Annotated in this window: 3 protein-coding genes and 1 pseudogene; all 4 read left to right on the top strand. The window is 64.2% G+C overall.

The genetic code is table 11. The features are described 5' to 3' along the window. On the top strand, positions 1-5,992 hold a 5,992-nt coding region (locus tag VBE63_RS22495), incomplete at its 5' end, for a Zn-binding domain-containing protein (RefSeq protein WP_323685256.1). A gap of 42 nt (positions 5,993-6,034) precedes the next feature. Continuing rightward, positions 6,035-6,274, top strand: a complete 240-nt coding sequence (locus tag VBE63_RS22500; protein ID WP_323685257.1) for a hypothetical protein — start codon at positions 6,035-6,037, stop codon at positions 6,272-6,274. Beyond that, positions 6,264-6,656: a type II toxin-antitoxin system VapC family toxin gene (locus VBE63_RS22505; protein ID WP_323685258.1), complete on the top strand. Its 393-nt coding sequence runs from the start codon at positions 6,264-6,266 to the stop codon at positions 6,654-6,656. The genes VBE63_RS22500 and VBE63_RS22505 overlap by 11 nt, the downstream gene beginning before the upstream one ends. Beyond that, positions 6,610-7,550: pseudogene (locus VBE63_RS22510) on the top strand (hypothetical protein); the annotation flags it as partial. The gene VBE63_RS22505 and the pseudogene VBE63_RS22510, both read left to right, overlap by 47 nt.

Here is a 7,550-nt window from a genome sequence, read left to right on the forward strand (position 1 = left end):
TCTGCTGATCCGCCCGCGCGATCAGGCGCTGTGGCGGTTCAACGGCCCGGAGACCCTGCGCTTTCTGGTGGTGGATGAGCTGCATACCTTTGATGGTGCACAGGGCACCGACCTGGCGATGCTGATCCGCCGTCTGCGCCACCGGCTGCGGTGCGATCCAGAGCGCCTGATCTGCATCGGCACCTCGGCGACCCTTGGCGATGCCAGCTATACGCGACCGCTGCGCGAGTACGCGAGCCAGATCTTCGCCACCCGCTTCGATGAAGACGCGGTGATCACCGAGCGCCGCCAGGGGTTCGATGCCTTCATCGGCGATGTGGTGGTCGAGCATCTGGTGGCCGACGACGAGACGCTGCTCGCGGCCATCGGCGAGACCGACTTCGAGCGCCCGGAGGCGGCGGTGCGGCAATTCCTGCCGGCGTTCTTCGCCGCGCCAGCGCTGCTTGCCGAGCTGAGTGCCGAGGCCGAGACGGCGCTCGGGCGACTGCGGCTCGGGCAGGAGCTGAAGAAGCATCTGCTGTTTCAGTCGCTGCTGCGGGTCGCGAGCCATGGACCGGTGACGGTTGACGAGATCGCGGACAAGCTGCAGCGCACACTGAGCGCGCGCGTGGCGGCTGAGGCGCCGGCGCTGGTGATCGCGCTGCTGACGCTGGTGGCCTGGGCGCGCGCACCGCATGCTGGGCAGCGGGTGAGCGCGGAGACGCCGGTGGGCCGCTTGAACTTCCTGGTCAGCCTGCGCATCCAGCTCTGGCTGCAGGAGCTGCGTCGGGTGGTGGCGACGGTGAGCCGCGATCCGACTGAGGTGGTGCTCCAATCAGAGGCCGCGGTGCTGAGTCAGCGTGAGCGCCTGCGGCTGCCGCTGGTGCAGTGCCGGGATTGTCATGCCACCGGCTGGTTGACCATCAAACGGCCACAGGACAGCCGCGTCGAGGCGAATCCGGACAAGATCTACGCCAGTTTCTTTGCCCGTCACCAGGATACCTTTCTGGCTCGCCTCTATCCCTATGAGGGATCTTCTAGAGATGGCTCTCTGGGTGGTGATGGTGGTGCTGGTGCCGTTGCTGGTGCTGATGCCAGTGCTGGCGCCGGCGCCAGCGCCGATGTCGAGCCTGGCGAAAGGGCGCCATCGATGACGCAGGTGCTTGAGCAGAGGCTCTGCGGCCAATGTGGGCACCTAGGCAATCGGACCCTCAGCGAGTGCCCGCACTGCCAGAGCGAGGATCTGCTGCCGGTGACGGTCGCCTGCGGCACCCGCACGCGCCAAGTTCGGGGCAACCAGGCGACCGGCCGCGGCGAGCGCGAGGTCACCGTTCACGACGATACCTGCCCGGTGTGCGGCGTGCGCGGCGGTCAACTGATCATCGGCGCCCAGACCACCAGCCTGGCCGCGCATGCGGTCGAGCGCCTCTGGTCGGCACCGCTCAACGATCACAAGAAGCTGATCCTATTCTCGGACTCGGTGCAGGATGCCGCCCACCGCGCCGGCTATCTCGAGTCGAAGACCGAAAGCCATTTGATGCGCGCGGCGCTGGCCAAGGCAATTGAGGCGCTTGAGCCGGCCAGTGCGCCGGCGCTGCCCTGGGACCAGGCGCTAGAGCACATCGGGCGTGCCTGGCTTGAGGGCAAGCAGAGAGTGGAGAGGAGTGAGAAGAGCGTAGGACTCACTCCTCACTCCTCTCAACTCACGTCTTCCTCACGCGATTTCGTCGCGCGCTTCATCCCGCCGAGCATGGAATACCTGCGCGACTGGCGCGAGCTGCTGGCGCGCGGCGACCTGCCGCGCGGATCGCGCTTGCCGGAGATGCTCCGCCAACGGCTGCAATGGCGCGCGATCGAGGAGCTGGCGCATCGCTCCGATCGAGGTCGCACCCTAACCAGGGTGGGGATCGCGGTGCTGTTCCCGGACCTGGAGGCGTTGCGGGACTTGGCGCCAGGGCTGAGCGCGGAGCTGCGTCAGGCGGGCGGTGGGCTTGAGGACCTGGACGAGGCGCGGGTGCTGTACTGGGCGCTCGGCACCTTGCTGATGCTGATTCGCGCCGGGGCCGTCTTGCACCTGGGCCTGGAGCAGCTGGCCGAGACCGGGGACTTCAAGAAGTTTGAGTACGCGCGACAGCGCGAGCCCTGGATACCGCACCGACGCAGCGATCAGCCGCGCTTCGTGACCCGGGAGGCGGGCCGGCACGGCTTTCTCAACCTCGAGGAGCGCAACGCCAATCCCTTGTTGGGCTGGGCGCGGTTGGCGCTCGCAGTCGATCTCACCTCGCCCGGGATTATCACGCTGGCCTACGAGGAGCTGCTGCAGGCGCTGGAGCAGGTCGGGCTCGGCCGCTTTCTGCTGCTGGAGCAACGCGGTGTCAAGGCGCGGGTATTCGGGCTGTGCCCAGAACGGCTCTTGCTGCACCGCGATCTGCGGCTGCTGACGACGCCGAGTGCGGCGCAGTCGCTTTGGGTGCCAGCGGCGGAGACCGAGGCGCTGAGCGGACTGCCGGCCTGGAACAGCCCGCGCGAGAGGCTGCGACCGGCACCAGCGCAGATCCGCAACTGGTGGCGGACACGTTTGCAGCGCGGCGACATCCACCGCGTGATCGCGCACGAGCACACCGGCCTGTTGGAGCGTGATGAGCGGCTCGCGCTGCAGGATCGGTTCATGGCGCCCGAGGGCGCCGCCGAGCCCTGGTACGAGAACCTGCTCTCGGCGACGCCAACGCTGGAGATGGGCATCAACATCGGCAGCCTGTCCAGCGTAATGCTGGGTGGTGTGCCGCCGAATCAGGCCAATTACATCCAGCGCGTCGGCCGCGCCGGGCGTCGGGATGGCAATGCGGCGGTGCTGACGATTGCCGATGCCTCATCCGATGGGCATGACCAGTATCACTTCGCCAATCCACTGGAGATGCTGCATGGCGAGGTCGAGCCGCCGGCGATCTACCTGAACGCGGCCGAGGTGCTGCGCCGTCAGCTCTATGCCTTCTTTTTCGACAACTGGGTGGCGCAGGAGCAACCGAGGCTGCCGGAGCGGTTGCGTGATGCTTTAGATCAGGTCGCGAAGGGCGACGCGGACCTCCGCCATTTCCCCTATAACTACCTCGACTTCGTGAATCGCAACGAGCCGGTCTTATTCGCCGCTTTCTGCGCGATGCTCGCCGATGAGCTGCAGGCCCCGACCCAGGAACGGTTGCAGTTGTTCGTCACCGGCTCCGATCAACAGAAAAACCTGCAAGCGCGGTTTCTCGCCTTCTTCGAAGAGATGCACGCCGAGCGCGAGTCGTGGAAGAAGCGTCGCACCGGGATCGGAGCGGAGCTCAAGCGGCTCAAGAAACGGCCCGAGGACGAGCAGACCCTGACCGAGATCGACGAACTGGAGAAGGAGCGCGCCGGACTCGGACAGCGGATTCAGCAACTCAACAACGAGCAGTTGCTGGAGGCGATGACCAACGCCGGGCTGTTGCCGAACTATGCCTTTCCGGAAGAGGGCGTCTCGCTGACGACTATCATTCACGGCAAGCGTCGCAGCGGCGAGGAGTATTCGGTTCCGGTGCACCGCTATAGCCGACCCGCACATGCAGCGCTGGCGGAGTTTGCGCCGCGCAATACTTTCTTTGCGCACAAGAGCAAGGTCCAGATCGATCAGATCGATCTGGAGGGTGAAGCGCCGGCCGAGCATCGCTTCTGCGCCAACTGTCATTACCTGGTGCCGCTGATGGCGCTGGAGGCGAAGGCGTCCAGCTGTCCGCGGTGCGGCGATGGCAGTTGGGCCGATGGCAGCCAGGTGCGATCGATGTTGCGCCTGCGGCGCACGGTGGCCAACGTTCGCCAAGCGGACAAGACGCGCATCACCGAGACCGACGAGGCGCGCAATCCGCGCTATTACGCGCGTCGGCTGTTGATGAACTTCGATCCCGCCGATGTGCGAACGGCCTGGACGCTGGAGTCCAGCCAGGCGGTCTATGGCTTCGAATTTATCGCCAAGGCGCAGTTCCATGATCTGAATCTGGGCCAACCTGCACCGGCGGCGGGATCGGAGCAGCTCATGCTGATCGCCGGTGATGACAGCGCGAAGACCGGGTTCTCGTTATGCAAGACCTGCGGCATGGTGCAGCCGGGAGGCGCTCAGGCGCGCGAGCGCGATCAGGACCGGGAACAGCTGCACACGCCGGACTGTCGGGATCGGCACGCCGAGGGCGACGCGCACCTGCTCGACCGGCTCTTCCTGTATCGCGCCTTCGAGTCGGAATGCCTGCGCATCATGGTGCCCAAGGGCTTCGGCTCCGGCGAGCAGACCACCTATTCGTTCATGTCGGCGCTGCAGCTTGGCATGCGCAAGCGCTTCGGCGGCAAGGTCGATCATCTGCGTTTCGATACCCTCGCCGAGACGGGCGCGGAGGCGGGTTCGGGGAAGACCTTCATCCTGATCTACGATTCGGTGCCGGGCGGCACCGGCTATCTGCAACAGTTGCTCTCGGGCGAGGCGGACACCCTCGCCGCGGTCCTCGCTGCCGCGCATGCGGTGATTCGCAGCTGCCCCTGCCAGACCCGGCCCGAGGTCGACGGCTGCTACCAATGCGTGTTCCATTATCGGCAAGGGCGCAATCGGCAGCATATCTCCCGCCGCGCGGCACTTGAGATCCTCGACGAGCTGGTCGAGGGCGACTTTGAGCGCAAGCAGGTCAAGTGCCTGTCCGAGATCGAGATCAACCCGGCCTTTGGCTCGGAGCTGGAGCGCCGTTTTCTGCCCGCGCTGAAGGCGCTCGGCGGGCAGTTCGATGCCAGCGGCGAGCGGTTTCCGGCGGTTCAGGTGACGCAGGACGTCAAGGCCGGCAAGACCGCTTATCTGCTCGCGGTAGGCGCCAACAAGTATTGGGTCGATACCCAGGTGCCGATCGAGGATCAGGTCACTGGCCAGACGCTGTGCCTGCCGGATTTCGTGATCTCGGCGACCAAGGCCGCGAGTCCGATGCGTCCGCTTGCCGTCTTCGTCGATGGCTGGGCGTTTCATCAGCAGTCGATGGCCGCCGATGCGCGCAAGCGCGCCTTGCTGATGCTGCGTGGCGATTACCGGGTCTGGTCGGTCAGCTTCGAGGATATCGAGGCGGCGCAGAAGCAGAAGACCGGGACTGATCTGCCGAGTCCGCTTGGGCTGCTGATGACCAAGTCGGGTGCCGCGATCCCGACCGAGCGGTTGCCGCCGATCAGCCCGTCGCATCTCAGCAGCCATGCGCTGGCGCTGTTGCTCAGGCTGCTGGCTGAGTCCGACCCCACGCATCAGGACCCGCTGGCGGCCTTGGGCTCGAGCGGACAGCATCTGTTGGCGCGCAGTGTGCTGCGTTCAGCTGAGGTGAAGGAGGCTGTGCGCGAGCGCGCCGAGCGGGTGTCTAAGGCGTTGCCGGAGTGGCTGGCGTTGGAGGCCCATCAGGTGTATCTGCAGGGGCCTGAGAACGGTTTTCTGCACTGGGTCGGCAAGGCGGAACCCAAGTTCCTGACCGGCAAGGCCACCTCGGACCAGCCGCTCGCCGGTGCTTTGGTCTTGAACGATCTGGTGATCGAACAGGCGCTGAAGGAGGGGCATTCGCATTGGCGACAATGGTTGCGGATTGCGAACCTACTGCAAGGGGTTTCTGGCGTGGCCTTGCTGACTGAATCGATGCTCGATGCCGGCCATGTGCTGGCGGTGCTGCAGCCGAAGGTGGTCACGGCGGCAGTCGCCCCCGCCGGCTGGGGTAAGGTTTTGGAAGAATCGGAGTTCCTGGCGCGTCTCAGACCGGGTTTCGAACGGCTGAGCGAGCGCGGGGTCGCGGCGCCAGACGCGATCGGCACCGAGGTGGAAGACGGCGACGACTACCGGGTGGCCGAGGCGCTCTGGGAGACGGCGAGGCTGGTCTTCCTCACCCCCGCGCAGATGGAATGTGCCGCGAGCTGGCAACAGGCCGGGTTTGCCGTGATAGAAGAGGCTGGCGACTGGTGGCTGGCGGTTGAGTCAGCCTTGAATTTGTAGACCTAAACAGTCGGAGACGCACTGTTCCACAGGAGGAAAATGATGGCTACGATCAACCAACAACTCCAATGCGACATCGAGCGGAGTATTAAGGATCTGCCTTTGCAAGCGTTAAGGGAGGTCAAGCTCTTTATTGATTTTCTGCATCTGCGCGAAGGCGCTACGCGCATCCCTGATGCTTCAGATATTGACTGCGCATTACGCCAACTCGACAGCGCGGAGGCTCGGCATCTGGAGCAGGAATTCACCGCCTATCAAGATCAATATCCTCGTGAAAATTGACTACGTCGCCGACACCATGGCCATTGTCTTGCGGCTTGAAAACCGCAAATTGCCAGCGCGTGTCAAGACGATTTTCAACGATGTGGAGTCTGGCAATCAGCGCCTGGCTATTCCCGCGATGGCGCTCGCGGAATTGGGCTATCTTGCCGAAAAGAAACGAATTGAAACAAGCCTTTCGGCGCTTGATGATTATATAAGTCGGTATCCACTGATCGTGATTGAGCCAATGACGGCTAACATCATTCATCAAACCTTTCTTATCTCCAATATCTCTGAGCTTCACGATCGAATCATCGCGGCAACCGCAGTCTGCCTGGATGCAGTGTTAGTCACCAATGATCCAATCATTTCAGCATCCGGATGTGTTCGGGTTGTTTGGTGATGAGTCAGCACGCCATACAAGAATCAGTGTCGCGGCGCCGGATGCGATCAGTGTCGAGCATGAACGGACCAAGCCGATGAACCAAGACGTCAAGATCATCGTCAGCAACGCCGTGATCAAGCGCATGACGGCGCTGCCCCCGGCAGTGCAGAGCAAGGGGCTGGAGTTCATGCTCAAGTTCCAGACCGATCCGCGCAGTCCGGGCATCAACTACGAGCGCATTCAGGGCGCCAAGGATAAGAACCTGCGCTCGGTGCGGATCGACCAGGCCTATCGCGGCATCATCTTTCGGGCGCCGAAGGATAACGTCTTCATCTGGCTGCACGTCGACCAGCACGACGATGCCTACCAGTGGGCGAGCACCCGCAAGATGAGCGTTAATCCAGTCAATGGCGCGCTCACCCTGACGAATCTGAACTTCGTCGAGGAAACGGTCCAGCGTCGAGCCGCGCCGACGCCGCTGGAGCCTGATCCGGTTTTTGCCGGGCTGTCGGATCGCGATCTGATGGCGGTTGGGGTGCCCGAGGAGATGCTGCCCGCGGTGCGCACGATCCGCTCCGAGGGTGATCTCGATGCGATGCGCGAGGAACTGCCGGTGGAGGCCTACGAGGGGCTGTTTCTGCTGCTCGCCGGCGATTCGGTGAGCAGCATCCTGAGCGCACGCGAGACGCGGGTCGATCGGGAGATCGATACCCATGACTTTGCTAGCGCCGCGGATCGCGACGAGAGCCGCGCGCGCTTCTACCTGGTCGAGGGCGAGCAGGATCTGCAGGCGATCCTGTCCGCTCCGCTGGAGCAGTGGCGGGTGTTTCTGCATCCGACGCAACGGCGCTTGGCGACCCGGAACCTGAATGGCCCAAGCCGCATTCTCGGCGGCGCTGGCACCGGCAAGAC

The sequence above is a fragment of the Lamprobacter sp. genome, assembly GCF_034860625.1.
Lineage (GTDB): Bacteria > Pseudomonadota > Gammaproteobacteria > Chromatiales > Chromatiaceae > Lamprobacter.

Excerpts from the sequence above, each read along its gene's own strand:
- VBE63_RS22500 (WP_323685257.1), top strand. The coding sequence starts at position 6,035 with ATGGCTACGATCAACCAACAACTCCAATGCGACATCGAGCGGAGTATT.